This is a genomic window from Tardiphaga sp. OK246, from assembly GCF_900188215.1.
Taxonomy (GTDB): Bacteria; Pseudomonadota; Alphaproteobacteria; order Rhizobiales; family Xanthobacteraceae; genus Tardiphaga; species Tardiphaga robiniae.
Window position 1 is genome coordinate 185,470 of the sequence record NZ_FZOX01000007.1, and the last position, 25,016, is coordinate 210,485.

Consider the following 25,016-nt stretch of genomic DNA (forward strand, 5'->3'; position numbering starts at 1 on the left):
GACATATATTCCCTCTTGCGAACCGGTAGCCGTGCACCAGAAGTCGCATTGCTGCGAGGCGCTGTCTTGGGCTGGAATGCAGAGGAATTGTCCTGGAGAGAGACGCGTTGCTTTCCCGAACGGTGTGCCCGTCAGGCAACGCTCGATCGGTTAACAGCGCCAATCGTCATCGCGCACGTGCAACTGCGTGATCGTTTAGTGACTATCGCGCACTGCTCGGCGTGCATCCGAAGCGCCGGCGGAAACAGCGATTGAAATAGGCGATATCGTTGAAGCCGCAGATCATGGCGATCTCGCTGACGCGCATCGCACTGCTGTGCCGGTCCTGCAGCATCCTGTAGGTCTTCTGCAGCCGCAATTCGAGCACGCGTTCGGAAAAGCTGATGCCAGTCTCCTGCAAGAGATCATGAACGTAACGCGCCGACAGCTTGAGCTCCCGCGCAACGCCTTGCGCCGAAATGCCGTGGTTGGCGTAATTGTCGGCAATATTCCCCAGAACGGCCTGCAGCCTGGCCGCACGGAGACCCCGCATGCCCGCCAGTTCGGCGGTGTCGCCCTTTGCACCCGTCGCCAGACCGATGAGGTCGACGATCGTCGTTGCCGCATGGGCAATGAGACCCGGATCCACGAAGGCGGAGCCGGTTTCAAGAAGGTGACAGTAACGTTTGAGGAGAGCGAGCGCTTCGTTGTCGTCGCCGATTTTCAGTGCCAGCCTGCTATCGATGTGCGGAAATGCCTGCGTCAGAACTTCGCGCGGAATCACCACATTCATCCATACATTCTCGTCGGCGCCGAGCATTTTCAAGGGCTCGGATGCCGTGACGAGAGCCGCTTCTCCCCGGCCGACAGCATAGTCCCGACCGACCTGCCCGCCAGTCAATTCAGTGCCGGCCTTGTTGATCAGCAGAAGATAGCTGTCATTGCTATCATCGGCGATGTTGCGTTCCTTTCGCGTCGCCTGCCTGATCGTTCCGGCCATCTGGCCGACAACCACCGGCCCGATACTCGTCGCCTCGATGACAGCTTCGAAAGGCAGTTTATCGGACACCGCGTATTCGACCGACCAGATCTCCGCAACGTGAATATCTTGCCACAGGTCAAACTTGGCCTTTTCGCCCAGATGAGTCGGCAAGTCCTTGGACGAAAACGCAGTCTTTTGCATGGGCGGCCTTTCGGTAATCAGGATTTTGGGATGATCGCGTCGGCGTCCTGCCGGCATCTTCCATCGCCCCGTCAGCAGGCGAGGTGTTGGTCTGGCGCCTCTGGCAAGGCGCTCGCATGTGTCGTTTTGAGATCGCATGTCGTTCGACCCAGGCGCAGAGAGTTTGCATGCCGACCTGATCGAAAGGCGAGCGCGTGATGCTGCATGGCCAGAGCGCGCGGGAACTAGCATACAACTACAATATGTCAAAGCGTCGCGATGAGCTCCGCTCGCCTGCTATATCAAGCATTGGATTTCATGCGCTATCGTACTTGTTGCGCCCTCACACCTGCTGCATGATCGGCCCAAAGCTGGGACGTGCATGTGACGCGTCACACAGCTAAAGCACCGGGGAGGCAATATTCATGCGTTTGAAAAGACTGACCGTCACACAACTTTCACTCGCCGGCGCTTTTGCGCTTGCGCTGCTCGCCACATCCGCAAACGCTCAGGTCTCCGACGACGTCGTCAAGATCGGCGTGCTCACCGACATGAACGGTCCGGCCTCGACGCCCTCCGGCCAGGGTTCGGTGACGGCCGCGCAAATGGCCGTGGACGATTTCGGCGGCAGCGTGCTCGGCAAGCCGATCAGCATCATCATCGGCGATCATCAGTTGAAGCCCGATGTCGGCGCGTCACTGGCGCGGCGCTGGTACGATGTCGATCAGGTCGATCTCATCGTCGACGTGCCGGTCTCAGCCGTCGGCCTCGCCGTGCAGAACGTCGCCAACGATCGCAAGCGCCTGTTCATCACCCATTCGACCGGCGCCGCGGACTTCCACGGCAAATTCTGTTCGCCCTATACGATGCAATGGGTGTTCGACACCCGCGCGCTCGCCGTCGGCACCGCACAGGAAGTCGTCAAGCGCGGCGGCGACTCGTGGTTCTTCATCACCGACGATTTCGCCTTCGGCCATGCGCTGGAGCGCGATGCATCTGCGGTGGTGACCAAAACCGGCGGCAAGGTGCTGGGTAGCGTGCGCCCGCCCTTCGGCGCGTCGGACCTGTCGTCTTTCGTGCTGCAGGCGCAGGCCTCGAAAGCCAAAATCATCGGCATCGCCGGTGGACCGCCGAACAACATCAACGAGATCAAGACCGCCGGCGAATTCGGCGTGTTCAAGGGTGGCCAGCAGATGGCCGCGCTGCTGGCGCTGATCACCGACATCGACTCGCTGGGGCTGCAGACCGCACAGGGCCTGCTGCTGACCACCGCCTTCTACTGGGACATGGACGACAAGACCCGCGCCTGGTCGAAGCGCTTCTTCGAGAAGACCAAGCGCATGCCCACCATGTGGCAGGCTGGTGTCTATTCCTCCACCATGGTCTATCTCAATGCCATCAAGGAAGCCGGCACCGACGAGCCGCTGAAAGTCGCCGCCAAGATGCGCGAGAAGCCCATCGAGGATTTCTTCGCCCGCAACGGCAAACTGCGCGAGGATGGCTTGATGGTCCACGACCTGATGCTGGTACAGGTCAAGTCGCCCGAAGAGTCCAAGTATCCGTGGGACTACTACAAGATCCTCGCGAAGATTTCCGGAGAGGACGCATTCGGGCCGCCGGACCCGGCTTGTGTGTTGGGAAAGAAGTAGGAAAGCGACGCTCCCCTTCCCCTCTCCCCCAGCGCGGCAACGCCGCGCGCCGCGGGAGAGGGTGCCTGAGCGTAGCGAAGGCGGGAGAGGGATAGCGACAAAGCGCGGAGTTGCGGCGCCCTCTCCCGTCTGCGCGCCTTCGGCGCGCATCCACCCTCTCCCGCGGCGCGGAGCTTTGCTCCGCTGGGGGAGAGGGGAAGAAAGCCCCCTACTTCACCACCCCAATCTCTCTGAAATACTTCAGCACCCCGGGATGGATCAGCGCCACATCAGGCGCTGACGCCACTGTATTCGACGCCGTCGTCTCCTTCGCCTGCGCAAGCCGAGCGCCGAGCGTAGCTTCGGCGTCGTGCAGTGTCTTCGCCAGCCGATAGGCGACCTCATCCGGCAGCGTTTCGCGTGCGAGGATGTAGCTCCACGAGCCCACCGACGCGATCGGCATCGGCTGGTTCGGATAGCTGTTGGCGCCCACCAGCATCGGCCTGAGGAAGGCGTGCTTGGCACGGATCTGCGCGATCTCCGCCGCATCGGGCGCAATGAAGCGCGCGCCGCCGGGGCTTTCGCTCATGGCCTTGAAGCCGGGCCAGCCCAGGCCTGCGCCCCACAATGCGGCAACGCGGCCATCCTGCACCATCGCCGGACCGTCGCCGGCGCGATCGAGATAGACCGCCTGAAAATCCTTGTCCTGATCGAGGCCGATCCCGTCCAGCACATAGCGCGACAGGAACACGAGGCCGGAGCCTTTTGCACCGAAGGCGATCGGCTTGCCTACGAGATCGCGGATCGTTTTGTAGGGACTGTCGGCGCGGACCACGAACATGCCGGGGTTGGAATACAGCGCCGTGATGATCTTCAGCTTCGTCGGCGCCCGGCCGATGCCCTTGAACGCTTCATAAGCGGGCTCGCCGGCCACCAAAGCGAGATCGAGCTGACGGGCTTCGAGCAACGGGATGTTCTCGGTCGAGCCTTTGGTATTGCGCGTGGCCAGCGTCAGCGACGGATCGGCCTTGTTCATCACCTCGGCAAAGGCGTCGCCATAGAGCGGGAAGCCGCCGCCGGGCGTCGCCGTGCCGAGACTCAGGCTGAGAGGCATGGTGGTCGACATCGGCTTGGCTCCCTCCTGCGCAATGGCCGCCGTGACAGTCAGGAATGCTGCGCAAACAAGCGGCATCATTTTCATGGGGCACCTCGACGTCGATCAGCCTGCATCGTTCGACCAAGCTTGTAGGCAAAATCCGAATTCTATGAAAGCATGGAGGTAACGGGCGGCAAGCCCGATCGAACGACGTCGCGCATCAGCGCTGCGATTTTCATGTCTGGGAGGAACTATGATCGCTTTTCTGCGTGCCGCTGTGCTGTGTCTCGTCGGCTTCGCCAGCCTTACCACGACGACCCTCCCCGCCTCCGCCGCAGGCTATCCGGATCGCCCCGTGCGCTGGCTGATCGGCTTCGCTGCCGGCGGTCCTGTCGATATCGTGGCGCGCATCATGGCACAGTGGCTGTCGGATCATTTCGGCCAGCAATTCGTCGTGGAAAACCGCGCTGGATCGGGCGGTAATCTGGCCGCCGCCGCGGCCGTGACCTCGGCGCCGGACGGCTATACGCTGCTGTTCGTCGCACCGAACAACGCAATCTCGGCCTCGCTCTACAAGAAGCTGCCTTATGATTTCATCCGCGACACCGTGCCGGTCGCCAGCATCATGCAGCTCACCAATATGCTGGTGGTGTCGAATGGCATGCCCGTGAAAACGGTCCAGGAGTTCATCGACTACTGCAAGGCCAATCCGGGCAAGATCTCCTATGCGTCATCGGGCAATGGCACCTCGGTGCATATGTCGGCCGAATTGTTCAAGGCGATGACCAAATGCGACATGATCCACGTGCCCTATCGCGGCTCGGCGATCGCCTTTCCTGACATCATCTCCAACAAGGTGCAGTTGATCTTCGACAACCTGCCCACGGCGCTCGAACAGTCGAGGGGCGGGACAGTGCGCGCGCTCGGCGTCACCTCGCCACAACGCTGGCCCATCGTGCCGGATGTCCCGGCCATTGCCGAAACGGTGCCAGGCTTCGAATCCATCGGCTTCTACGGCATCTCCGCGCCGAAGGGCACGCCGCCGGAGGTGATTGCCACCCTCAACAAGGCTGTGGGCGAAGCGCTGAAGGATCCGAAGCTGATCGCACGGCTCGCCGAGACCGGCGGTGTGCCGAAGCCGATGACGCCTGAGGAATTCGGCAAACTGGTTGCCGCCGAAACCGAGAAATGGCGCAAGGTGGTGGAATTCGCCGGCGTCTCGGTCGACTGAGCTAGACGCTCTTTCGTCTAGACGCTCACCGCGACCATGGCGGGCAGCAGCTCAGAACTGCTGACCGCCCCGGCGACCAGATAGGCGAAGCCCAACAAAGCCAGGAAGCCGAGGAAGAACAGCGCAAAGAGGATGATCGAAAGCTTCTTGGCGAAAGCCGAGATGTTGGTGAGGCCGAGGCCGCCGGCAATCAGGGAAATGATCAGACAGATGACAGCCCAGCGAAACACCCGCGCCTCCCGACGTTGAAATTGCGCAGACAAACGCCACCGCCCGACCAAAGTTCCGCCCCCGGGAACGCGGCATTGCCGACAGGCGATGGCCGATATAAGGAATGCCTGCACCGCCGTCCCCGGTCCTCCCGCCCGCTGGACGCCGGCGGGGCCTGTAGCTCAATGGTTAGAGCCGACCGCTCATAACGGTCTGGTTGCAGGTTCGAGTCCTGCCGGGCCCACCAATGATTTCAACGGGTTGGACCATCACGACGTCTTCCTCATCAGGCATAACCAACGGAATAACCAACTTTTCGCGCGGTTGAGCGGGACGCGAGCCCATGGCTTTCGCTGCGTTCTGCAAGAAATCGGGGTGATGATGTCCATAGGTGTCGCGCAGCGTTTTCTCGCTCATGCCGAGGAATCCCGCAGCCTCCCACATCGGCGCGGCGCGCTGCATGAGCCACGTCGCCGCCGTATGTCGGAGCGTATGCGGAGTTACATTCCCCATCGTCAGATCGAGCTCGGCTAGCCTGACACCTGAAGCGAATCCGGTCTTGACCGACATGACAGACTGGCCATTCCATTCGATAAAGTTGTCCCGCACTAAACCACGCCGAACCCAGCGTCGCATATGCACCAGCAACCGGTCTGGAATTGGAACGGGGGTTTGGCGCTTTAAAGTCGCTCTCTTGCCAATCGGCTTTCGGTAAAAGATTTTGCGATCCAGATCGACAAATGCCCGGCCTTCTGCGCGATACGGCGCAGCACTCGCAATGGCCCCAGCCCGTGTCCCGGTGTACAGCCCTATCAGGACGAAGCGGGCGACGTGGCGGAGCGGACGCCTGTCCGTCAACACCGTCATCCCCTTTTGGGGACCCCGATGGACAGTCTGCTCCTCACGATATCGCCAACACGCCCACAGCAAGCGCGCAGCTTCGTCCCGCGTCAGCCATCGCTCTCGGGGGAGCCCTTTCGGTGGCAGGACGACCCGCACGATGCCGCGATGATAACCTTCCTTCGCGTGATGATTAATTGCTGCTCGGAGATCCTCTAGATCTCGGCGAGCGCCGCCATCACTTCCGCGATGCTGCGCATACGCCCGGCAATTGACACCGTTAACATCCGAAAGCGTTTTGCCACCCCACCACCTCCCAAGCCGAACAAGGCGCTCGTCAAGCTTGGCCCTGTTCGCCTGATTGGCCCCGCAGTCATCGTCATAGATCGACAGCACGTCGGCGACATCGATATCCTTAATGTCGCGTAGAACCCTGTCCGGAGAATACTTGCCCTCGATATACGACGCTAGGAATTGTTGCGCTTGCTGATCTTCGCCAGCAAAGCATCCCGTGGCGATATGCTTTCCTTGGTCGATGACGAACCATGCACCTTGTTGAAGGAGCTGCCTGCCTTTACGGCGCTCCTTGCGCCACCACAAGCGCGGTCCTTTGCTTCGACGCGACATTTCTCTCTCATAAGCTTGATGTTTTCGAGGGTCGTGTAATCCTTACCGGCAATCCGCTCGATAACAAGGCGGCCACGCATTGCTTCGCGCCGTAAACCTGATGCCGTCATGGAGCCATCAGGAAACGCCAACGCCGCCGCCGCTTTCAAACGCAATGGGCTATCACGATCAACCTTTGGATCGCCCAATTCTCTGCGGTTCATTCGCCACCACCCAACCAGCTCATTCGCCAATGGGTAACAGCGCATTCGCAAATTAGCAGGGGCGCTTATTGCTTCCGAAATTCGGCGAGAATCAACATTCTTCCGCCTTTGAGCCAGCTAAGCGATTAGATCGCATCAGCTTAACGTCCCGGAGCCTTTCGTCGATAGCGTGCTCCGATGAGCACCCAAACATTGTGAATCTTTCCTCCGCCAGAAGCCTTTCAGATTCGGTAATCTTGCCCGAAGACAAGGCTAAACGCCCCTTCCTACACGCCACTTCGACAGCCTTGAATGCAAAAGCACCAAAGCGAGTGGCTCGATAGGGCGTACCTTTTTCCTTTGTGGAGCCCGATGGTAGCGTTACTTCAATTTCTACAGCTTCAGCCCATTGCCACAGTAATTCAAGGAAGACGTCGAGATCTGCGTATCTCTTGGTTCCGCGTTTAGATGCTAACTGCTGAAGTCGGGGCAATTCCGCTTCAAATGCACTTGCGATCTTCTCCAAATATTCGGTCTTGCTCCGCGTAGAAAAGAAATGATGCACGGTCGCATCCAAACTAACTACAGGAGATCTCAGAAATTCGTCACCCGCGCCAAAACTCAGCAGGTCTTCGAGCTCCTTCATGTGCTTTAAAATCTTTACGACCCGTGTTCTAATTTGCTTCCAAGTCGGCAGCCGGTCCTTAAACACAACCGTGTGGACGAATTGGCTGATACAACGATCCAATGAATCTCTCTGCGATCTTCCGAACTCCACGCCGATGGCTTTGCGGAGGGCCGTTGCTTCTCCCCCTGTCAATCTCGCCACCCGAATGGATTCTTGCATTAACAGCGGTTCAAGACCGTCACTCTTATGAATCGCAAAGGCATTGCGGGATTTGAGCTTGGTATCACCGCGCTTACCTCTCGCGTACGCGCTGAGTTCCCATTTCTCTCCTCGGTCGACGGAAAACGAGAATGCCGGGATCGCGATTTTAAGTAGGAGCGCTTCTTCTTCCATAGTTTAACTTCCAATTCTTGCTTAGGTAGCCTGATTTGATGTCGTTCCGAATGACAATGAGCGCCCCTGACCGATCCAGCAAACCAGACTAGGTTTTTTTCAAATGGTCGTGCTCGTGCGACTTGCTGAATCGGGGCTGCAATGGGATCTCACACACAAACGGATTTCGATATCGCAGATGGAATTAATTTCGGAAATTCCCGAATTAGCTCAAGGGACGCTAGCCCTCCTGCATATATTGATCGGACCGCAGCAGCGGTGGAACACGCCGAACAGAAAGGCGCGGAACAAAATTACTTTCCCAAGACAAAAGAGATGCGCTGCCTCGCCCTTGCCCGTGCTTACCCTCTGCATTTGTTGCTGCGGGCCGATCCAGACCGTACGGCGCGTCTCCTTTCGACCTATACATTCTCGCATCGGAAGCGCCGCCCGAACAAGGGCAACACAGCGCTAATCGCGGTCATCATCGCGCTGAAGCCGGCGAATGACGACGACTATGCCGCTTGCTGCGAAGAAGCCTATGCGCTGAATGCCCTTGCTGAGCGCGGAGTTCTGGCGTGCGACTTCGAACGCGAGTATCGGGTAACGACGATCCGAGCTTGCAAAGAAGCCGTCCGCTTAGCCAAGCGTATCGCAAATCCGGTTGTCGAGAAGGCCAAGGCGGTGCCTGCCGAAGCTGCCGCCCCCGGCTGCGACGGCACACCCCAACGGGCGTATTTCGCCACCGTCTTCGTCGGTCCGGATGGCACTTCAACCGTGTGCAAGATCGCCGCCCCTGAAGCCTTCCACGATACTCCGATTGCGGAGGTACGAGACGACGTATTTTTGGCCGCTTATCGCAAGTTTTTGCGCGAAGCTCTGGGGCTCGCCTCGCCGTCGCTACTGCTGGCCGATCCGGATGACGCTGCCAAGGTTGGCGCACCCTGATCTCAGCGACGCCGCCGTAAAAAACACTCACCCCACCTCGCATCGCTCGGCCGTCAGCTCTAGCGGAGGGCGAAGCCATGCCGACTAGCAGGATGCGTATGCCCTTTATTTGCGACTTGGCGCGATACTACGGGCCTGCCGACCCCACCGACGGTGATAAACTCACGTGGGACGAGCGGATCGAGCATAGCGCCCGGTGTGCGCAGCTTTTGCGCAGAACAGGCCGCGATAACGCCTTCGCCCTTGCAGAGGTGCTGGATAACTGCCGCCAATTCCGCCCCTGCGGCAACGCGGCCTGCGATCTGTGCGGCACGGCACTACAGAGAGCGACGTTCGGTGAACTGAAAGCTCGATGGCCGCACACGCCTCTTATGCATTACACCATCATCCCGTCGGACTTCTCCGTGCCGCTTGGACATCTTGGTCGCTGCAACTTGCTTACCACCGGAGCCGACCTCCGCTGCCTTCTGGCGAAGGCAGGCTACGGGCACCTAGGCGGACTGGCATTTGAGGATCTTTGCCACAGGCTTGTAGCGCGGACGGATCGTAACGAGTGGTCCCGTCATTGGCATTTGGCGACGCCGCAGCGTGACGCCGTCGGACTGACGGCAGCACTCTCATCGGTCATGCGAACGCCCACTACAGTCCTTCGTCCTGTAGTGGGCGTGTTGATCACCTCCGATAAGCAAAAGCGATATCTATATAAGCCGCGCCCGGCGCGCTCGTCGTCTTTCGCCACAAGGTCGGTGAAGGCAATGCCTCGCAAATCCGCTTTACGGTCAACACAGCTCATCGAGTCGCTCATTTGGCTCGGCCGGTTCAACGTGACGGACCGTGTCGTCGACCTGAACGACACGAGCAGCGTGAGCCAATCGATGTGATCAATCAGCGAACGGTCCGATGCACTGGCTCACGGCCTCACAAACATGGGGGAGCTATGGGAATGGGGGATGCACACAGCAGGTTCGGGCAGCAACAACCGCGATGCGAATTATCCGTGAGGCAGTGATCCTGTGAGGCACGCACGCTTAGGCCTAGTTTTATAGCCTGCGCGATTTCGCACCGCCTCACCGCTCTTCCAGAAACTTTCGTCACAACAGTAAGGATCGGTAATAAATGAAACATTTAATACGTAAGTCCGCGTCGACGAAAACGGTCGTGAGGCGTCCGCTCAAGCGTGCAGGTTCTACTGAAACCGCCGCCACGCTCCCTGCCAGCGCGTCCGCGCCGTCGACGCCAAAGGCCCCGACCATTCCTAGTCAGCCGACCGATCTGCGAGATTTAGTCGGCTGGAAAGCTGTTGTTCTCCGGGATGAAATTACGGGGGCGCGGGTATTCGAGTTCACAATGCCGGATGAGATTGGTAACGACGTGACGTGCGAAATCCCTATGCATCTGACTGAGGCGCAGATGGTCATGCAACTTAGGGCATACGGCGATTTGCCTACATTCCCCGCAACAGCGGCCCTCGCCGTCCGCAAATTAACTAGTCAGGCGAGAGTGTCGGTTTTCACGAAGGTCAGGACTCCCGGTTGGAAGGGCATGTCTGGGGAAGGGTCGATGCCCAACGCATTCATATTGGCCCGCCAAACAATACCGGCGGACTGCAAGTTTCGCTGGCCATCAAAGAGCGCCTCAAGATTGGGCGAAACACGCGGCACGTTGGCAACATGGAACGCCGCAGTCTCACCGCTGGCCAAGCAGTCGAATCCCGTTGCGTTTGCTATCTGCGCTGCATTGGCGGCGGCACTCGTCCGGTTCGCGGATTTGACGGAAAGCGCAGTCTTTAACTTTGTCGGCCCGTCCAGCGCTGGAAAGAGCAGCATCGCCAAGCTGGCGCAAACCGTTCTGGGGCCTCCTGCCTCAATCCAAAGCTGGGATTTCAAAGACCGCGCTTTGGAAGAAGCGGCAGCGCTCCATAATGACTGCCCGCTCATAATGGATGCGGCGGAGCGTTTAAAGCAGGCCGACCTACGGCTGTTTATGACGCGCGTCGTCCATATGCTGCCGGACGGCAAAGGAATGGTGCGTTCCAATTCTGTAAACGACACGCTGCCGAATCTTGCTTGGAAAAACATTATTCTCAGCACGAGCAACTTCACAGGACGCGAGATGGCAGGTGCTGCTGCGGCTTGGAACGATCAGGAGGCAGTTCGTTTTATCGACATTCCGATTAATGATGCTGACATGGGCGGCATCTTCGACCGTGTGACATCTGGGGACGACCTCCGGGCGCACACCGCCCGGCTGGTGGCGCAGACCGCGCTTGTGATGGATAAGAATTACGGGACGCTCTGGCCGTGTTACATTGCACATTTGATGACGCTCGATCTCAATAGTGTAATTGCGCGCCATATTGCCGATTACCTAACCTATTGTGAGATTGGCTCCAGCGTCGAGGAGCGGATTGCTCAGAAGTTCGGTTTATGCTTCGCGGCCGGAATGATCGCACAGTCGGCGGGCTTGCTGACTTGGGCCCCGATGCGCGTTCGCAACGCGGTTAGAACCATGCACCGTCGTGCGGCGAATTTGCGAAGTAGACCTTCTGCGACGTTGATCGACGCCCTGAAAGTTATTCGCGACAACATGCATGGACCGATGGTGCGGGACCTTACGGTCAACGGCGTCGTGCGAATTGCAAGCAGCACAAGCTGGTGGGGCATAAAGACTACTTATAAGCAACGTCTGACGCTTGGAATCCGCCGAGATGATCTGTTGGCGCGATTTCCTCCCTCGACGGTCAATGCACTTAATTCGTGGTTCAAGAGCAGCGGCATCCTCATCGGAGATGGACGCAAGGGCACTCAGATTCGGATGGATCTCACCATTGGATCAAACCGCTGGATGAAGCCGCGCTTCATCTTGCTAGACTATGAAAAGTTGCTTGCCGCAGAGATGGAATGAATACGAGACCGCCCTCGGCACGGGCGCATTTGCAGCTTTACGAACAGGGGTCTGCCGTTTGATAGATCTGATCGTCGCTTCCTTTACGACTTGGTTACGTTAACCGGGCCGCCTTGGCGCTGCTTCAGCGTCGCCCCGCTTGCGCCGCAATCGGGACCAACCCTGATAGAGCTGGAGTTAGCCTCAAGTTCAAGCTGGGGGATCTGTAGTGCGAACGGTCTGGTTGGCGTTTTTCGCATTGCTCTGCGTTGGCGGCCTGATTGCGACCAAGGCCGGCACAGGCACGTCCCCTCCGCTCGTCGAAGCGCCCGTCGTACAGTCCACGCCGGCCCCCTCGCAGGCCGTTACCGTCGTCGATACCTTAACGAAGACTGACAAGCTCAGTGTCGCCTACGTGCCGGAAGCTATTGAGGATCGCCCAGCTCCGTTCTCCAACGCTCCTGCGGATGCCGAGCTTGCTCCCCCAATCGCAACCGCGTCCGATATCAGTACAGAGGGGCGAAGTCGGCAGACGTCGAGCATCAAGGCTGAACCAAAGAAGCCGGTATCTGTAACCAAACCGAGGATACCGACTAAGAAGCTGAAGCAGAATGTCGCTAGGAGTCGAACCGCACCGGAACAAAAGGCATGCATTCAACCCAGCAACAGCTTCGTCGACTTGCTGGTCGCATTGAACTTGAAGTCGAGGTGTAACGCCTAAAGCGAGCTGCCACTTAGGCTTCGATCTTGATACCCGACTGCACGCCAAGAGGAGAACGTCAAACGGGCGGTTGCTCGGACTTCGGTAATTCGGGCTGACTGGAAATAACCGCCATCGCTTCCGATAAAAGCGAGACCAGTTCCGGCAAATCCAACCGTTCGGCTCGACCTCGCAACACGTGCAAATCGTTTTTGAGCAGAATCAATTGCGCACGGCGCGAAACGTCAGACATGAATGGCTCCCAGCTTGGGAACCGCCCAGCTTAGCAACGTGGATTTGAAGACGGTCGAGTAATTCAGATTGGCGACCGATGCATCCCGAATGTGGTCAGAGCTGATATGCGCTAGTTGCGACCTAGTCGCTCTCTAGTTGGTAAATCGCGCGAAGCCGTCCCTGCACTTGAGCGAAACGCCTGCGAGATCCGGACTCATCGCGCGATATCTAGCTCCAGTGATCGCAGTCAAGTTCGCCGCCCGGTCTCGCACGATAGCAACGCTGATCCCAGCAGGAAATTTCCCCGTTTTGCTGAGCTCTTCCCTGAACACCCAGACCAATTCGTCTGCAGATATGCGCTGTTTTGCCATCAGTCCCCGCTCCGGCCGCAACGACGGAAATATTTGAGATAGTTGGCCCAACGCAGTGGATATGCATCGCCGCTAGTCGGAAAGCGTTTTTGAAACGTCATCTGCGGCGTCATCCATCTTGATGCCCTTCCCGACGACGGTAAGCGCTCCGTTAGGTAGCGGACGCTGGAGTTTCAACGCTTCCTCAGTCGGTGCGATCATCCACGTCCGCCACTCTTCTGGCTTGGTCAGGATGACCGGCATCGCCTTGGGGTGAACCGCACCGACCTCGTTATTCGGTTCGGTCGTCAAGAAACCATAGACGTCATTCGTAGTTTCGCCTTCGCGGACCTTCCGCACCGAAGTCCAATTAGTCCAGATGCCAGCAAAGAAGTTGAGCGGCCGAGTTTCATCCAATGCAAACCAGACATCGCCGCCAGCGAATTTGTTGAATTCGCTAAACGACGTGAATGGCACGAGACAGCGGTTCTCTAGGCCAAGCCAGCGCTTCCAATGCTTGCTGTCGAGATTGCGGATATTGGTCGTACCGCTATCTGGCTCCATCCGAAGCAGTTCCTTGAAGTCAAACTGCTTGCCCTTCTGTTCAAGTTTCGCGGCGCGTTTCTTGGCAGCTTGCATTTGAGCAAACTGTGAAGATGGCATGCCCCACCGCGCCAACGTCAGTTCGGGACCATCTGGCGTGTTTCGGACAATTGGAGCCGGATAATCTGGAAAGATGCCGGGCATCGACGGCAGATTGCCTGTCAGGTCCCGAACAATCGGAAACAGATTGCGAATAGCGGCCTGATTTTTCGTCATTGAATAGAGATTGCACATCGGATCATTCTGGCGCTGGTCGATGCCGAGGTCCAGTTCCGAGCTGAACCAATGTCACCATTGGTCGCCTGCCCGAAACGGTACATTTTCGGCATCGCAGAGAGCTTGCCAAGTCGTGAATGCAAGTCGTTGGCGGGCGACGTAGTGCGCAGAGGTCGATGCTATTCGCTGTTTTGCAGCGCGAGCACTCTATTTCCAGCCACGGGAATCCACCGTTGATGGCCTGAAGGATCATTGGAGAAGGATCTATCGGTTCGCCGTCTGCCCACATGCGTTCATTCCAGCTTTGGCAGAGGAGATTGTCGGCCTGCTTGATCAGAGCCTCGCCCTTATTACGCATTTCGTCGGACTGTGCCGCGAGAATACGTGTCACCGCCCGCGCCCTGCCGAGCTCTTTCATAAAAGCCTTTCGGTCGCCGCCGGAGAGAGGCGTGGGGTGATATTTCGGAGCCATACGGGGCGTCCAAGCTCACAAAACCGGGAGGAACTGTCCTGCAGCTACGGCGTCTCGAACGACGGCCAACAACCATCGTCTTCTCGGCTGCCGGTGCGTTGCTGGCACCCATCGTCGAGCAACTTCATACCAACATCTTTCCACACCGCGTGCTGACCGTAGAGGCGTACAGCGTCCACCGTTTGAATCTCGACAATGCGGTCGCACCTTCGGCAGCTCACCCGCAAGACATGGCGCGGAATCTCTGACAGACGCCGTTGCTGGATGGGAATGCCGGTGCGGACCTGCCCTCTCGGGTCCCGCACAATGGAATCCCAGTATGCCTCCGGGAGATCGTCAGGGGGTCCCGGCGTAAGAGGCTCCGACGCAGCTGCCTGATCCGGCGTCGCGGCTAGCTTTTCCATTTCTTTTGGGGTCGGCATTCGCCAGCTCGCAGGTCTATTAGACATGCGACGACTAGAACATATCAAGAACATAAGTCGAGTCCGCAGAGGTTGAATCAGCAGACCCCCGCCAGCTTCAGGACCCGATTTGGCAGATGCGCCGGGCTCACTTTCCATGCGAAAGGGAGGAAAAAAGTCATAACCCGTTGATTTAAAACAAATATTTGACAGAGGTGTTATAATACCCTAATGTCAGGCACGGGCGATTTGGTGCCCATTTGGAGGAAAAATGGATTTTTCGGCCTTCCAGCTTTTGGACCCCCCATCCGGGGGCAGTCAGCAACCCGAACCGATTGGTCTGGCAAAAAGGGCTCCTCATCTGGAGCCCTTTCGCTTTCCGAGGGCACTGCCATGAGCACCAAGCGAAACACCGCTCAGAAGATCCCGGCCGATATCGCGTTGGTGGTGTTCGGCCCGGATCGCCGAAAAAAACTTCATGCCTCCCGCTTCGGCTCCGACGCTGCGAAGGCTGCTCAGGACGCCGCCCGTGCCATGGGAATGCGTACAATCAGAATCGTCACCGACGCCCAGCGCGAAGTTGCCTCAAAGCTCCCCAAGGGCACGGTGTCGGCAAAAGGCACAGCGGTGGTGCCGCTTGTCCGGCCCGCGCTTTACAACAAGTTTCTCGCTGTTGCCGGAATCGACGCACCGCCGCCGCCCCCGGCGAAGCCGCCTTCGGGCGACGTCGATAAAAAAGCTATGCCTCCTACGGCTGGTGCCAAGGCCGGTGCATCAGACGATTGGGGTGCATTGGTCCGAGGGACGCTCGTATTAGCCACCGACGAACCTTCGCAGGGCTGGTTTTACTGCGAGGTCCAAAACGTGGTTCTCGAAAGCCAAACGGTAACTTTGCTTTGGAAGGACTACCCTGAGCTCGGCACGTTCGCTCGAAAGATAACCCAAGTTGCCTTACTGCATCCGAAGATGGTGAAGCCATGTTGAGCGCTGAACAGCACCCGACATCAGGAGCGGCCAGTGCGAACGTCGAAACTCAACGCACGCTTAGAATTCGTGAACTCAACGATGCGTTTCGACGCAAGCTGCCCCGCACGAGCAAGGGCTATCGACTAAACCTGACCGCCGGTGTCGCGTCGCTGGGGGCCACGCTGGTCGCGCAGCTGCTCCTCAGTGTACGAAGCTTCGTCCACTTCAGCCCCGACAATGATCCCCATGGCGAACACGACTTCGGAGCCATCGATCAGGACGGCACCAAAGTCTTTTGGAAAATCGATTGTTACGATCAGTGGATTCAGTTCGGCTCGCCCGACCCAACTGACCCGTCCGTCACGACCCGCGTGATGACGATCATGCTCGCGTCTGAGTACTGAGGTTTAGCGATGCGAACGCCCACTCCGACGACCAGCCAATTTTACCGAGGCCTCGATCACCTCCTTGATCGCCAAGAGACTCTTCATGTCCAACCCATTCAAAATGGCCGTCAGGCTTTGGACGATACGACGATGTTCCCGACCTGCGGCTGGCTGCGCTTCATCATCGAAGCTGAACAGTTCGGACAAGTTGACCTTCAAAGCCGCCGCAATCCGACCTGCCACGTCGATGGGGGTCCCGTAGACGCCCCGCTCGATATTGCTGACGGTGTCGACGCCGCGACCGATTTTCTCAGCCAGCTCGTCCTGCGTCATGCCCAGCGCTTCCCGAAGTCCTCGGATGCGCATGCCAAATTTAACTTTGAGATCGGGCTTTGCCATACCCGGAGTTTTGCTCGGGCTCACGATCTGCGGCCACCGAGCAAAACTACGGAAATTTGTTGCTTAAGTCAGAGACCCGTCGTTAAACTCCGGGTTGAGGGCCGCCCGGCTTGCCGTACACGGGGATCAAATGACTGACGTTCCGAATCACGTCCGCGACGTGGCACCAAAAAAGCGCTGGCACTGGTGGCACATCGCCTTGGCCGCTGCCCTCGGGCTCTTCCTTTTGTCGCTACTTGGTGGATCACCCGATCTGAAGGTGACACTCAGCCGCAATGGCGAAATTCAAATCCAGAACATCGGACGAAAGGCAATCCAAGTTCGGGGCGTCCGCGTCAACGATCAAGCCAACTGCAAGGTTGTCACGATGCTCAACCTCAGCAACCCCGATGCGAACCCATGGCCGATAAGCCTCGAAGTTGGTGGCGGCATCGGCCTTATCCCGTTCTGCCGGGCTGTCCGTGTCGCCATCGACACGACTGCTGGGTCATCGACCTACGAATTCAAGTGAGTGCCCCGGATGATCTCCGCAAAGAATATCATCATCGCCGCCCTCGTCATGATGAGTTCGTCGTGCTTGGCTCAGCAGGGCAAACGGGACATTCGCGGCCTTGTGCCCGGCATGTCCTTCGCTGAAGCCGGACGTGTCGTTAAAGAGAAAAGTTATTCCTGCAATAACTTTGCACGCGAGGCCATCCCTTACGGCATCATGTGCGAGGGGTTAACGCTGTGGTTCTCCACGGTACTCGATGGTGCCCCGCTTATTGGGCTCAACATGGACCTGCGAACAACGGCCAGCGTAGAAGAGATAGCACAATCGCTGTCGGATCAATTTTCAACGAAGCCAGCGACGACGCCAACGCCATCAAATGCAGAATACAGCTGGGATTTGGGCGACGGAAAGGTCCTGCTCTTTTTGCTGAACCAACGCCGAGTGATTCTTCATGACGACACCCTAGCGAAAAAGGACCACGAGGAACGCTTCCAGCGCTCTCGGGTGCCTATCCCTAAATTGTAAGCCATCGACCTACTATATTTTCCAGCTTTTATAGCGCCGAACGAGAAGGCAAATGATAGCTCCAATGAAACGGCGGAATACTAAGGCCGCGATTTCAACGCTCACCGGCCACGCCAACGGTACGCCGGGCACGGAAGGCGTATTCTTTGGTCCCGGTCACAAGACTTTTGGAAGGATCACAGCGGCCGCCTTAATTCTCGCACTATTTTTTCCCGAACTAACGATGGCCAAAACTATAGAGGCACCGTCCGATTGCCTCAACAAATGCAACGATCAGTTTATCGCTTTATCGAAGATCGATGAATTCACCTCAATCCGCTCGATAGAACAGGCGTTTGGGCCTCCTTCGAGGGAGGCGACCGCAAAGAGGCTCTCAATAACGGTCTACAGCGGGGTTTATGCTGAGCTGCTGATTGTAGTCGACCCTAAATTAAAGAAAAGACTTGCGTACGCCGTCGTGGCGAAGCTCCTAGACTCCAAAGTCGCCAAGTACATTCCGATGCCCTTGCTCTGGCAGGGAGAAAGCACGCTCGCGGACATTTCGATGCGGCAAGCAATCGAACTCTGTTCAGGAAACGTAGATCTGGTCGATCTCAAACAGAGTGTGGGCTGGACTCCGGCGTGTGAGTTTGGCGGATCAGGTCGCTATAAGCCGCACAGTTTTTTGCTCTACATGAATGGCGCTGATTGCGATAAATCGCTCGACGACAGTCCATTTTTGATTGAACGCCTTCAATGCAAAAGCTTGGCTGGAGCCCTTCCCGCAGCGGCTTCATTTGTATTGCTCGACCCGAATGACAGCGGACGGCACTTCGCCACAGTTTTGGAGCGGGTATCCGATTTTATCCTCCTCGGAATCTGGAAGCGCTAATCATTCTCGACAGGAGCTTAGAAGTAATTGAAGGGAAAAGGGTCAATGGGCGTTCGACGGCGATTCGCTATCGTTTCGATGATGATAATCAACGCTTTGAGTCCAAACCCCAGCTGCGCGGAAGAATCAAGAAGCAGTCAAACGGCAGAATTCGACGGCTTCTACGTCGTCGCCCGTAAACAGACAGCGGGAAATCAATGCAGCGCAAAGGGATGGAAAGAGGGACTTCCAGAAATTACCGGCGCTCCTGCTCCTCAAATGAAGTTCTCAGCTGGCGAGATTCAATACTATCAAGGCAGTGTAAGGTGCGACATCCTTCGGCAGCAGCGATTGAAGACGAACAGTTTCGTGGCTGCTGGGGCGGAGACCACTCTATCGCTGACTACCGATTTGAAATGTTATGATGAAGGTACCGTCGGCCGAAAAACGGTGGCGTGGAAGCTGACTCATGTCGCTGGAGAGAGAGTCCTAATCGAATTGCACCCGGGGTTTTCGCCTGAGCTTTGGATTAAATGCACTTCCAATTAGAAAATGACCATCTGAAAGAGGAACTAGCCAGTGCCATTTGATCGGCAATCATTTCAATGGTGCAAGCACGCTTGAGCTGCAATTAAATATTTCTGTCGTGTTTTAATTCTTCTCGCATCCCTATCGCACGCAGGAAGCTCATTTGCAGCTGGCGTTCATTTTCAGAAAGGCGACGTCGGTGTCGGGATGGACGCGAGCGTGCCACTCGATAGCACTGGCGACTTGACTGAGGAGCAGTTCGTACCCCTCAAAGTCGTCCTGCTAAGGCGAGCATCGGCAGCACTGGATAGAGATTTAAACTTCGACGCCTCGCCGGGCAAAGGAGGACGCGCAACGGCGCAGGAACGGCGTTAATCCGAACCTTCAGCGCGCATCGCAGTGTCCAGTTTCCTGCGGCGATTATGGTATTATTGCACCGCAATCCGCCTTGCAGCTGCGTCGATGTGGCAAGGCGGTGCGCCCCTTTCCCAATACCTCCCCTACGGCCCGGAAACGGCCCTTCGGCTCGGTGGGTTGCCAACTGCCGCCCCTGCACCGCCTCAGCTAGGGCCACGCCGTTCCCCCGTCCTAGGGCTTTACCGCCCGCCCCGGGGGCACCCAAGGCGCGACTTCCCTGAGCATCCCGGCCGAGCGAACGCGCTGGGCGGACCCGCTCAGTAGGCTCACACGCACTGATGGTTAGTTCGTGCTAGCTAAGCTATTCGACTGCAGGCGGTATCGCCACCGGCACACCATTCTCGTCCAAGCGGCACGGCTGAATCGTGTAACCGTCTTCCAATACAGTCTTCCCATCGACGACGTCGACAAGCCCGGCTTCGTCAGCGTGCTTCCAAGCGTCGTCCTTGGTTGGAAATTGCTTACTGAGCTGCTGGTCATCGTCAAACAAAGCGTAGGGCATCAAGGCTCCTTGCCAACGTGTGTTGTTAGGAACGCTTTGCCGCGTCAAGGGTTGCGTGAACTTGTGCAGGCGTTCCTCGGAGGCTCAGCGACTTGCCGTACTTATTGAGAATCGTTGCCTCAAGCGCATTCCGTTCGCGGTCACCAAGATGGCGAACTGAAGAGATTGTGGCCGGGTTACCTTCCCAAACTTCATCGGCGAGCAGCTCAAAATATTTGGTACTCATAATAAACTCGGTACGTGGGCGATGTGCTAGCTAAACGCCATCGTAGCGAGGGTCAACGCCTGCCCCCGACTTCTGATCGTTGTCGTTAATCGCGGCGCGCTCGGCTGATGCGGAAGCCCATTGGACAATTCCAATCAGGATGTTCTATCCCGAAAATGTGAGAGGACGAACAGCCGGATCGCCGACGACATGTTTGGGCACTCGCGATTCTCTTCTATGTGAGCGACAAGATCGGTGACGGTGGCCCCTCGCTCATTGGCGATCTCTCTCAGACCATCCCAAAAGGCCTGCTCTAACGTCGCGCTTGTTCTTATCCCACGCACGACAACTCCACGCTTCACTACCGGCGACTTTCCCAACGATTGCACAATCTGCTCCTCTACGTTGCTTCTCCACGCCGCAGCGAAATGGTCAACCGCCAAAGTCGCCTCAACTGAACATGTCCGAGAATGCTGACGCTCCCCACAAGGGATGACGCGGCGCAAAACCCGACGCCCTATTTAGGAGTTCGAATCAAATCTACGGCGACGTTGCTAAATCGCATAACTGGCGGCTAACGACGTAGACCCTCATAGGCATAATACCTCAATGAAGAAAATGAAGCATTCCACTGTGGAGCATCACTATCTCATGCTCATCCGCTGCGGCAGTCTGAAAGGCCCCCAGCGCGAGGAGACGGCAGATGCGTCAGCCATGTATCGTCAGGGACGGTCCGATTTCATCGCCCACTTTCCAAATTCGCTCGATCCAATTCCTGAGAACGCGGTTGAGCGCGGGGTCCTGACTTGCCCACCGGTGCCACCTAGTGAGCTACGGCATCTGTTTGAAGGAGAACCCCACGAATTGATTCATTGACGCAGTCCTATGGCAGCGCAAACCCCATTGGGATCGTTATCGTGCAGCGTTGGCAGGGGCTTTGGCACTCCGAATAGTCAGCGGCGGACCGCCATCTTCACGAGACTCAACAATAGCCAAATGGCTAGCCTGCTCAGGCAGTAAGCAATGAGCATGGCCGGAACCATTATCAGGCCAAAAACAATAACCAAATTATCGAGGTTAGTCGGCATCCACGCCAAGGATGAGATGGCAACCAGCAGGGCGGCCACCAACGCGGTTAGCAGATTCGGCGGCCCATTCTTAAAACCTACCGCGTCTAGAAACGCCGGGAGGAAACCAAAAATGATAGGGAATAGGATTAGCAATAAATTTTCAAACTGCACTGCACCCATTCTCTACTCCGACTAGACGCGCGTGCTTTTAAAGATAGTAACGCGCTTTAGATGGAACTTCAGAAGTCCTTCATTTCCGCAATGGTGGTGTCGCGGCGACCTGACCAGTCACGAATAAAGTGCGGAAGGAACAATGCGAAAGTTTCGCAACAATGCTAAGATTATCCGCGACCTATGATCCCCACGCTTACGAGGAATTATGGCGGCTGTACCCCAAGTGATTTCAGGTTATCGATGGCGGTCCGGTTCTTTGGATCAATAGCCAACGCAGCCCTGTAGTCCGCAGCTGCCTCAGTACCTTTGCCGAGCTTCTGGTAAGCCGTCCCCCGCCACGCAAGTGTTCGGCTCGATTTTGGCATGATTTTCAAGACCTCGTCGAAATCGCTGATTGCGTCTTGATAACGACCGAGATGATATAAGGCATAGCCGCGTCCGAGATGCGTATCGGCAGTCTCACGTGGCGCCGGAAATGGATAGTACCCAATAGCGAGAGCTTTATCGTAATCGACCTTGGCTTCTTTGACTTTGCCGAGTGCGTTGTAAGCGTTGCCACGCTCACGGTAGTAGCTCGTAACCCCTGCGTCCCGCCGGATCGCCTCATTATAGGCTTCCACTGCCTTTTCATGCTGGCCGAGCTTGCCATAGACTTCGCCCTCGCCGAAGGCAAAACCACCGTCGGTCAGGTCAAGTTCACGACCCATGCGGAAATCTGCGAGCGCTTCTTCATAACGACCGCGACGGGAAAAATAAAAGCCACGCTTCTTATAAAAGTCAGGGTCTAAAGGCTCGATCTGTAGTGCCGCGTTGTAGTCGGCCTCGGCCCGGTCGTATTGCTTTAAGTCCTCGTGCGCAAAGGCACGCTGGCGCAGCAAGTCACGACGCTCATCGGCATTGTAGGATGCGTCACCTAGACCTTGCGTGTAAAGGTCAACAGCGCGCTGATAGTCACGAGCCCGCTCGGCTTGCCGGGCCTGCTTATGGAGAGCTTTGAGCGGAGTGTCGGTTGGGAGAACCTCGTAGCTCGGCGGAGGGCCGTTTAAGAGATTCGCGAGTTGCCGCTGCTGCCAAGTCCTTATGATCGAGGGCAAAATGAGCTGTGCCATCGCAATCAGGAAAACACTCGCAACAATTGCTATGATCCAGCGGCCACGTGTCATACGTGAAGCTTATGACGCCGCTGGTAAACAGAGGGCAAGACTTTACGATTAACGAATGGACAATCCGAGCGTCGAAACCGACAACCACTTCAGCTAGCAGCGCTCATGGCAGCTCTTCGTTAGCTCGAATGTCACCGCGATGACACTTGCACATTGTGCAGGTTCGGCACTTTCTTGAAGTACCAAGCTGCAACACCTGCGATTGCACCGGCCACAACGAATTCCCAGAGAATCCTGTCCCTCGAAAAGGGATCGAGTATCTTAATGCCAAGCCACCCAAGCGCGCCCCCAAAACTCGCAAAAAGTATGAGATATTCGAGCCGAAGTTTATAGGCCAACCACAGGAATATGATGGCCGGAATAGCCGTGAAGATGGCAATGAATACGAAGTGAGTAATAGACAGTAACAAGCCCATGAATAGTAGTTTGACGCTAAGTTCGTTCTTTTCCATCGAAGCTGTAACTAGCCCGTGCAGGAAAAGAGCAATAGTTGCCGCGACGCAGCCAGCAAACCATCCTCTGATAGGAGATGGAGAGAGACTCTGCTGAGATGTGATCGTTTTCATGCGATTCCTGCCCCGAATCCGGAAAAAACATATCAGTCCTTGGAGATGGCTTCTTTTTTCATACGATCCTCCACCTCCCCACACGTAGCAGTCACGGGAAGATTGTACTTTCGCAGGAACCGAAAGCAGCCACCAAAACCTAACAGGCTCCCAAACGGGATGCTAAAAAAAGCGAACATCCATTTTCCGGTGATGACAGGATAAACGCTGAAGACAGCGACTGAGAATAGGGTTCCTACGACCGCATAATTCACGTTGCGCAATTGCATTCGTCCCTCGCTGATCAATTCTTCTCATCTTCGAAGACGACGCGCCACATATGCAGCAACGTCTCGGCGCCGCGCAACAATCATCGTAGCATGCGTCATCCCAACCGCCGCCGTCTTGGCTTAGACGGCCAACGGCAACGATGATCCAATCGTCGGCTTGGTCAACTGAAGCGTCTGCCGGAATTCCTCAGCTTCCGCAAATTCATTGAACTCAAGCAGTTCGCCAGCCAACTCGCTTAAATGTGTTTTGGCTTCAGCAACCGAGACGCGGAAAAACTCTCGGCGTAGGTTCACGCCGTTGACGCGGAAAGCCGCTAACCGGTCATGCATCGCGGACTCAATGCCGATTGCATCCCTAGAGAAGAAAAGCGCATGAACGTCAAAGTTGAAGGGCACCGACGCATCGCTGAGTTCGCGGATGCGATCCCGGGGATCGAGGCGACGGGTCATGCCAACTTTCACGATGTTCTCACCGAACGAGCCAACGTTCGAGATGACATAGACGTGACCGGCTCGGGTATGGGTAGCGCGAAAGTCGACATCTTCGATGGATTTTGCAACCTCATTGAGTTGCTCCCTCACCCGCTCGGCGGCTTCGACGTCACCCTTCTCCTCCAATGCTTGCAGTGCATTTGAGAAATGTTGACGCTCCTTCTCAAGTTTGGCCCGTTCCCGTTCGATCTCTTGGAGTACCTTCCTCTCCTCCCGCAGCCGTTCGCGTTCTTGACGCTCCAGTTCCTTCTGCTCGGCTTGCTTCTGCAAATAGTCCGAGGTCAACTCAATTTCATCGATGCGCAACTGCAGATACGCTGGCGAAATCTGGATCTGCATGCCTTGGCCTAGACGCTGGATCGTTTCTCCAACCTTCTGGAGCCGCTGAATTGCATTGTCACGTTTGTAGGGCTTTAGGCCCCGGATGATCGCGTCAGCTTCGGCATTGAAGGCTCTCAACATCAGCTTGGACATATCCCGGGTCATCTTCAGCCCCTCAGCTTTGGAACCGTTGACTGTCCAATTTGTATCGGCCTGAACCGCATGACCATCCCGCTTGATGGCAGCTTTGATACTGTCTTCGAGACGCTTCAGCGCACTTTCATATGCGACGACATCCTTCAGAGGGTGACGGTATTCATAAATTCCTGCCTCTTGAAGCAGCGCAATTTCGTTGATTTCAATGATAGACTGACGAGCGTCAGCATGCTGTTGCTTTATCTGCGCCCGCTCTGCCTCGATGGAATCGCGCCCTGCTACAATCTCGCGCCTCAGGGTTTCGGCATCTCGCCCCAGTTCCGCCTTCCGAGCTTCCAGTTCGACCACAGACAGCATGCCAAGCTGCTGCATTCGAACTTTGAGCTCCTCGTTCTCCGACTTGATCTCCTTTGCGTCGGAGAGCAGATTCTGGGCTATCTCGCCCAATCTATGGGTCTTTACCTTCTCGGCTGCGATCTCGTGAGCGAGCTTGCTTACCTCACCAAGCAACGCCCGCGCGTATCTGCGTGCGCCCCACCACGGCACATTTCCGGTATTTGACGTATCTTCTTGATCGACCATGTCAGGCCTTTAATTGCGTCGACGCCCCCGGGCGTTCGCCACTTTTACTAGTAAGGAGGCCGGCGACTAGCACAGCGGCGGCCGCAGATATGAACGGCATGATGATTAGAGCCATTTTGACGCTCCCCTGTCGAGTTTTCTCGATCACGGGTTCACTTTGGCACGAGCCGCCAAGTAGAATGCTAACGGG

At 56.8% G+C, this 25,016-nt stretch carries 28 protein-coding genes and 1 tRNA gene; 12 read left to right on the forward strand and 17 right to left on the reverse strand.

The annotated features are described in order from the left end of the window. Positions 1 to 202 precede the first annotated feature (202 nt). Entirely contained in the window at positions 203 to 1,162 is a 960-nt protein-coding gene (locus CHC01_RS27180) for an AraC family transcriptional regulator (RefSeq protein WP_089267470.1), read from the reverse strand. 404 nt (positions 1,163 to 1,566) lie between these two features. Between CHC01_RS27180 and CHC01_RS27185 the strand changes: the two genes are divergently transcribed. Next, complete coding sequence (locus CHC01_RS27185) at positions 1,567 to 2,790, forward strand: ABC transporter substrate-binding protein (protein ID WP_089267471.1); 1,224 nt, start codon at positions 1,567 to 1,569, stop codon at positions 2,788 to 2,790. Positions 2,791 to 2,998: 208 nt separating this feature from the next. Here the strand turns inward: CHC01_RS27185 and CHC01_RS27190 are convergent, their stop codons facing one another. After that, positions 2,999 to 3,970 (reverse strand): TAXI family TRAP transporter solute-binding subunit, encoded by a 972-nt coding sequence (locus tag CHC01_RS27190; protein ID WP_089267472.1) that lies wholly within the window; start codon positions 3,968 to 3,970, stop codon positions 2,999 to 3,001. A 148-nt stretch (positions 3,971 to 4,118) separates the two neighbouring features. Here CHC01_RS27190 and CHC01_RS27195 point away from each other — a divergent pair, with 148 nt between their 5' ends. Continuing rightward, positions 4,119 to 5,096, forward strand: coding sequence for a Bug family tripartite tricarboxylate transporter substrate binding protein (locus CHC01_RS27195; protein ID WP_089267473.1), 978 nt, complete (start codon positions 4,119 to 4,121; stop codon positions 5,094 to 5,096). A 17-nt stretch (positions 5,097 to 5,113) separates the two neighbouring features. On the opposite strand, the gene CHC01_RS27200 is transcribed toward CHC01_RS27195, so the two are convergent. Then, positions 5,114 to 5,326, reverse strand: a complete 213-nt coding sequence (locus CHC01_RS27200) for a DUF1328 family protein (RefSeq protein ID WP_089267474.1) — start codon at positions 5,324 to 5,326, stop codon at positions 5,114 to 5,116. A 151-nt stretch (positions 5,327 to 5,477) separates the two neighbouring features. Here CHC01_RS27200 and CHC01_RS27205 point away from each other — a divergent pair. Then, a tRNA-Ile gene (locus CHC01_RS27205) sits at positions 5,478 to 5,553 on the forward strand. A gap of 1,060 nt (positions 5,554 to 6,613) precedes the next feature. On the opposite strand, the gene CHC01_RS33200 is transcribed toward CHC01_RS27205, so the two are convergent. Continuing rightward, positions 6,614 to 6,976: an excisionase gene (locus CHC01_RS33200; RefSeq protein ID WP_244558538.1), complete on the reverse strand. Its 363-nt coding sequence runs from the start codon at positions 6,974 to 6,976 to the stop codon at positions 6,614 to 6,616. Positions 6,977 to 7,067: 91 nt separating this feature from the next. Further along, positions 7,068 to 7,976: a hypothetical protein gene (locus CHC01_RS27220; protein WP_089267475.1), complete on the reverse strand. Its 909-nt coding sequence runs from the start codon at positions 7,974 to 7,976 to the stop codon at positions 7,068 to 7,070. A gap of 258 nt (positions 7,977 to 8,234) precedes the next feature. On the opposite strand from CHC01_RS27220, the gene CHC01_RS27225 reads away from it, so the two are divergent. The 3 genes from CHC01_RS27225 to CHC01_RS27240 all read left to right on the forward strand — a co-directional run bounded on the left by CHC01_RS27225 (position 8,235) and on the right by CHC01_RS27240 (position 12,507). Beyond that, positions 8,235 to 8,903, forward strand: coding sequence for a hypothetical protein (locus CHC01_RS27225; protein ID WP_141137174.1), 669 nt, complete (start codon positions 8,235 to 8,237; stop codon positions 8,901 to 8,903). Positions 8,904 to 10,061: 1,158 nt separating this feature from the next. Beyond that, positions 10,062 to 11,807: a DUF927 domain-containing protein gene (locus CHC01_RS27235; RefSeq protein ID WP_176454719.1), complete on the forward strand. Its 1,746-nt coding sequence runs from the start codon at positions 10,062 to 10,064 to the stop codon at positions 11,805 to 11,807. Positions 11,808 to 12,015: 208 nt separating this feature from the next. Continuing rightward, on the forward strand, positions 12,016 to 12,507 hold the full coding sequence (locus CHC01_RS27240; protein WP_089267479.1) for a hypothetical protein: 492 nt from the start codon (positions 12,016 to 12,018) through the stop codon (positions 12,505 to 12,507). A gap of 58 nt (positions 12,508 to 12,565) precedes the next feature. On the opposite strand, the gene CHC01_RS32780 is transcribed toward CHC01_RS27240, so the two are convergent. From CHC01_RS32780 to CHC01_RS33535, 4 genes are all read right to left on the reverse strand, one after another. After that, positions 12,566 to 12,739 (reverse strand): hypothetical protein, encoded by a 174-nt coding sequence (locus CHC01_RS32780; protein ID WP_176454720.1) that lies wholly within the window; start codon positions 12,737 to 12,739, stop codon positions 12,566 to 12,568. 424 nt (positions 12,740 to 13,163) lie between these two features. Further along, on the reverse strand, positions 13,164 to 13,907 hold the full coding sequence (locus CHC01_RS27250) for an SOS response-associated peptidase (RefSeq protein ID WP_089267481.1): 744 nt from the start codon (positions 13,905 to 13,907) through the stop codon (positions 13,164 to 13,166). Positions 13,908 to 13,911: 4 nt separating this feature from the next. Continuing rightward, positions 13,912 to 14,361, reverse strand: coding sequence for a hypothetical protein (locus CHC01_RS33205; protein WP_089267482.1), 450 nt, complete (start codon positions 14,359 to 14,361; stop codon positions 13,912 to 13,914). 44 nt (positions 14,362 to 14,405) lie between these two features. Beyond that, entirely contained in the window at positions 14,406 to 14,810 is a 405-nt protein-coding gene (locus CHC01_RS33535) for a hypothetical protein (protein WP_089267483.1), read from the reverse strand. Positions 14,811 to 15,155: 345 nt separating this feature from the next. Between CHC01_RS33535 and CHC01_RS27265 the strand changes: the two genes are divergently transcribed. Beyond that, positions 15,156 to 15,746 carry a hypothetical protein gene (locus CHC01_RS27265; RefSeq protein ID WP_089267484.1) on the forward strand — a complete coding sequence of 197 codons (591 nt, stop codon included), beginning with the start codon at positions 15,156 to 15,158 and terminating at the stop codon, positions 15,744 to 15,746. Further along, positions 15,740 to 16,132, forward strand: a complete 393-nt coding sequence (locus CHC01_RS27270; protein WP_089267485.1) for a DUF3768 domain-containing protein — start codon at positions 15,740 to 15,742, stop codon at positions 16,130 to 16,132. Before CHC01_RS27265 ends, CHC01_RS27270 begins: the two co-directional genes overlap by 7 nt. Before the next feature lie 3 nt (positions 16,133 to 16,135). Here the strand turns inward: CHC01_RS27270 and CHC01_RS27275 are convergent, their stop codons facing one another. Continuing rightward, entirely contained in the window at positions 16,136 to 16,513 is a 378-nt protein-coding gene (locus tag CHC01_RS27275; RefSeq protein ID WP_089267486.1) for a helix-turn-helix domain-containing protein, read from the reverse strand. 130 nt (positions 16,514 to 16,643) lie between these two features. On the opposite strand from CHC01_RS27275, the gene CHC01_RS27280 reads away from it, so the two are divergent. The 3 genes from CHC01_RS27280 (at position 16,644) to CHC01_RS27290 (ending at position 18,402) form a co-directional block, all read left to right on the forward strand. After that, entirely contained in the window at positions 16,644 to 17,024 is a 381-nt protein-coding gene (locus tag CHC01_RS27280) for a hypothetical protein (RefSeq protein WP_089267487.1), read from the forward strand. 9 nt (positions 17,025 to 17,033) lie between these two features. Continuing rightward, positions 17,034 to 17,531, forward strand: coding sequence for a hypothetical protein (locus tag CHC01_RS27285; protein ID WP_089267488.1), 498 nt, complete (start codon positions 17,034 to 17,036; stop codon positions 17,529 to 17,531). Positions 17,532 to 17,595: 64 nt separating this feature from the next. Then, a complete protein-coding gene (locus CHC01_RS27290) occupies positions 17,596 to 18,402 on the forward strand; it encodes a hypothetical protein (protein ID WP_141137175.1) in 807 nt (268 codons plus the stop codon). A gap of 1,225 nt (positions 18,403 to 19,627) precedes the next feature. On the opposite strand, the gene CHC01_RS27300 is transcribed toward CHC01_RS27290, so the two are convergent. The 3 genes from CHC01_RS27300 to CHC01_RS27305 form a co-directional block, all read right to left on the reverse strand. Continuing rightward, positions 19,628 to 19,828 (reverse strand): hypothetical protein, encoded by a 201-nt coding sequence (locus CHC01_RS27300; protein ID WP_089267491.1) that lies wholly within the window; start codon positions 19,826 to 19,828, stop codon positions 19,628 to 19,630. A gap of 25 nt (positions 19,829 to 19,853) precedes the next feature. Beyond that, positions 19,854 to 20,054 (reverse strand): hypothetical protein, encoded by a 201-nt coding sequence (locus CHC01_RS32065; RefSeq protein ID WP_141137176.1) that lies wholly within the window; start codon positions 20,052 to 20,054, stop codon positions 19,854 to 19,856. Between the two features lie 134 nt (positions 20,055 to 20,188). Continuing rightward, complete coding sequence (locus tag CHC01_RS27305; RefSeq protein ID WP_349636633.1) at positions 20,189 to 20,422, reverse strand: ribbon-helix-helix domain-containing protein; 234 nt, start codon at positions 20,420 to 20,422, stop codon at positions 20,189 to 20,191. Positions 20,423 to 20,642: 220 nt separating this feature from the next. Between CHC01_RS27305 and CHC01_RS32070 the strand changes: the two genes are divergently transcribed. After that, positions 20,643 to 20,909, forward strand: a complete 267-nt coding sequence (locus CHC01_RS32070; protein ID WP_141137177.1) for a hypothetical protein — start codon at positions 20,643 to 20,645, stop codon at positions 20,907 to 20,909. A 77-nt stretch (positions 20,910 to 20,986) separates the two neighbouring features. Here the strand turns inward: CHC01_RS32070 and CHC01_RS27310 are convergent, their stop codons facing one another. From CHC01_RS27310 to CHC01_RS27330, 4 genes are all read right to left on the reverse strand, one after another. Next, positions 20,987 to 21,283: a hypothetical protein gene (locus tag CHC01_RS27310; protein WP_089267492.1), complete on the reverse strand. Its 297-nt coding sequence runs from the start codon at positions 21,281 to 21,283 to the stop codon at positions 20,987 to 20,989. A gap of 197 nt (positions 21,284 to 21,480) precedes the next feature. Then, entirely contained in the window at positions 21,481 to 22,440 is a 960-nt protein-coding gene (locus tag CHC01_RS27315) for a tetratricopeptide repeat protein (protein WP_089267493.1), read from the reverse strand. 131 nt (positions 22,441 to 22,571) lie between these two features. After that, on the reverse strand, positions 22,572 to 23,006 hold the full coding sequence (locus tag CHC01_RS27320) for a hypothetical protein (protein WP_141137178.1): 435 nt from the start codon (positions 23,004 to 23,006) through the stop codon (positions 22,572 to 22,574). Positions 23,007 to 23,395: 389 nt separating this feature from the next. Beyond that, positions 23,396 to 24,826, reverse strand: a complete 1,431-nt coding sequence (locus CHC01_RS27330) for an SNIPE associated domain-containing protein (protein ID WP_089267496.1) — start codon at positions 24,824 to 24,826, stop codon at positions 23,396 to 23,398. Between the last annotated feature and the right edge of the window lie 190 nt (positions 24,827 to 25,016).